Raw genomic sequence first — 3070 nt, 5'->3', positions numbered from 1 at the left:
CTCCCAGTGCGCGGCGCCCGTGGTGCGGGTGAAGGCGCTGGGCACCAGCAGCAGCTCGGCGCCGCGCTTGGCGAGCGCGCGGTACAGCTCGGGAAAGCGCAGGTCGTAGCACACGCTCATGCCCACGCGCCAGCGGTGGCCGTCGCGCGAGGGCAGCTCGAACATCACGGGCTCGGCGCCCGGCGCGATGACGCGGCGCTCGTCGTAGCGCTCGCTGCCGTTGTCGAAGAAAAAGAGATGGATCTTGTCGTAGCGCGCCACGCACTGGCCGTCGGGCGAATAGCACAGCGAGCTGTTGAACACGTGCTCGGCGTCGCCGCTTTCGATGGGCAGCGTGCCGCCCACGATCCAGAGCCCGAACTCGCGCGCCGCATCGGCCAGAAAGCCCTGCACGGTGCCCGCGCCGGCGGTCTCGCGCAGGCCGAGCTTGTCGGTATCGCGCGCGCCCATCATGCAGAAATACTCGGGCAGCACCGCCAGCTCGGCGCCGGCCGCGGCGGCTTGCGCGAGCAGGCCGTGGGCGCGCGCGAGGTTGGCTTCGCGGGCGATGGCCGACACCATCTGGATGGCTGCGACTTTCATGGCGTGGTCTCCGTTTTCACTTGCCCTGCCCGCCGGGCGGCACCGCGGCAGCGCCGGGCACGTTCGGCAGGATGGATCGTGGCACCTTGGCTATTTTGGGGTCGGCCCAGGTGCCTTGGATATGGAACTCCTGCGTGGCCGCGGCCGCAAGCGGCTTGCTCAGCACCCACTGCGCGAGGAAGGTGCCCAGGCCGATCGCGGGATTGATCGCGGTGGCCACCAGCGCGGCGGTGCCGGCGTTGATCTCGGGCACCACCACCACGCGCAGGTCCTGCGTTTCGCGCACGATGTCGGCCGAGCCGTCCATCAGCGCGCCCGCGTTGACACCCTTCATCTGCAGGTTGTTGGTGCTCGCGATGCCGTTGTGTATTTTTGCGTCGCCGCGGATGAAGTCGAAGGCGAAGCCCTGGCTGAAGACATCGCGGAAATCCAGCGTGAGCCGGCGCGGCAGCGCCTGCAGGCTCAGCACGCCGAGCAGCTTGGCCAGCCCCGGGTCGGCCTTGAGGAACTGGCCCGATTCGACATTGACCTGGAGCTGCCCGCCCAGGCTCGGATAGTCGAGCGAGAACGGCGAGCCGCGCCAGTTGACGTCGCCTTCGAGCCGCCCGCTGCCGCGCCGCAGCACGCCGGACATGCCGAAGCGCGTGAGCAGGTCGCCGGCATCCGCTATGTCCAGCTTGAAGGTCATGGCCGTGCGGCGCTGCTCTGCGCGCCCGGGGGTGCCGCCCGGCGCGGCGGCCCAGGTGCCCTTGGCCGAGAAACTGGCCTCGGGCATGGTGAAGCTCAACTTGTTGAGCAGCCATTCGCGGCCCGCGCCGCCGCGGTTGACGGCGTCGATCTCGGCGCGGCCCAGGCGCTTGCCCAGCAGCTCGAAGTCGTCGATGACGATGTCGAGCGCGGGCAGCGTGCCCGGCTGCTCGTCGAGCAGGGTTTCGACCTGCCTGGCTTCGGTGGGCGCGATCTTGAGCCGCGCGAGCCGCGCATAGAGCCGCCCGGCCTGGGTGTGGCGGTATTCGGCGTAGCCGCTGAGTTCGGTGGCGTCGATGTTGGCGCGCCAGAGCGCGCCGTCGCGCGTGCCGCCGAGCACCACGTTGTGCAGCGTGCGCCCCGCGATGCCGAGTTCCTGCGCCCGCACCGCGATGCGCGTGGGCAGGTAGCCCGTGGCCGCGTCTTCGGGCCGCTCGGCACCGCCCGCCGCTTCGGGCGCGCTGCTTGCGGTGTCGCCGACCAGCGCCTGCCATGCGGGCATGTCGAGCTTCGCGACGTTGACGTTGGCCAGCACGCCCTTGTCGGGCACCGGGGCGGCCTCGCCCGGCGCAAGGCCGATGCCGATGCTGCCGCGCAGCACGCGCGCCTCGGCGCCGGAGATGTCGCGCACATACTGGGCGGCGCCGATGCGGCCGAGCTCCATCGAGAGCTGGTCCTGCACGGCGACGGCGGCGCCCGCGCGGGTCTCGCGCTGCAGCACCTTCTTCTCGATGCGCAGCGGCATCTGTTCGTCCGCCGTCTTCACGAGCGGTGCGRGCAGCTGCAGCGCCAGGCCCTGCAGCGTGCTGGTGAGCAAGAACTCCGGCGCGCCGTCGCGCATCGAGAACGTGGCCGCATAGGGCGTGCTGCCGCTCGCCTTGGCCGCGATGCGCGCGAGCCACTCGGCCTCGCGCGCCGCGCGCAGGCCCTCGGCCGTGGCGGTGCCCTGCGCCTTCAATGCCACCTCGCGGCCGGGCCCGGCAAAGCGGCCGCGGCCTTCGACCCGGACCTCGCCGCCGAGCAGCCTGGCGCTGACGCCGGCCAGCGAAAACCCCGTTTCGGTGAAGCCGACGACGCCCTTCGCATGGGCGAAGGACGGCGCCTCGGGCACCAGCTGCAGCTCGTTGTCCGTGAGCGCGATGCTGGCCTGGACCTTGGCCGCCTCGAGTGCGGCCAGCGGCAGTTCGAGGTGCAGGCGGTAGTCGGCCGTGCCGGTGGCGCGCACGCGGGACAGCACCTCGCCGGTTTCCCCGGCCAGCGGCGCGCCCACGCGCAGCAGTTCGGCGACCGGCCCCTTGGCCTGCGCATCGACGCGCAGCAGCGCGGCATGGTGCGACATGTCGGCAATCTGCGCCTCGGCCTTGCTCACCTCGATGCCGGTGGCACCGGCCAGCCGGCCGCGCGCATTGCGCACCAGCATGCCCGCGCGCTCGAACACCAGCTCGCCCGAAAGCCCGGTGAGCGCGGGCCACACGGGCGCCGGCGCGCCGCTGCGGGCCGCGGAGGCCGGCGCCTTGGATGCCGTCGACGCGGCAATCGCCGAGGCCGGCGGCACATAGGCGTAGTTGACGTCGGCCACCTTGGCCGCGATGCGGAACTCGCCCTGCTTCGGGTCCATGAACGGCATGTCGTGCAGGTCGCCGCGCACGCGGAAGTCGACGCTGCTGGCGGAGCCCTTGGTGACCGCATCGCGCACGTAGTCGCGCGTGTGCTGGGGAATCTCGAGCGGCAGGTAGCGGAA

At 71.8% G+C, this 3070-nt stretch carries 2 protein-coding genes; both read right to left on the bottom strand.

Annotation, left to right across the window (positions count from 1 at the left end; genetic code table 11):
- On the bottom strand, positions 1-582 hold a 582-nt coding region (locus tag AC1DOC_RS26440; RefSeq protein ID WP_478130812.1), incomplete at its 3' end, for a nitrilase-related carbon-nitrogen hydrolase.
- 16 nt (positions 583-598) lie between these two features.
- Positions 599-3070: YhdP family protein (locus AC1DOC_RS26435; protein WP_478130811.1), on the bottom strand; the 2472-nt coding region annotated here is incomplete at its 5' end.

Source organism: Variovorax sp. 01T439_2 (assembly GCF_056398445.1).
Note: the sequence above shows the minus strand (reverse complement) of the source record. Positions and strands in the feature narration are given on the sequence as shown.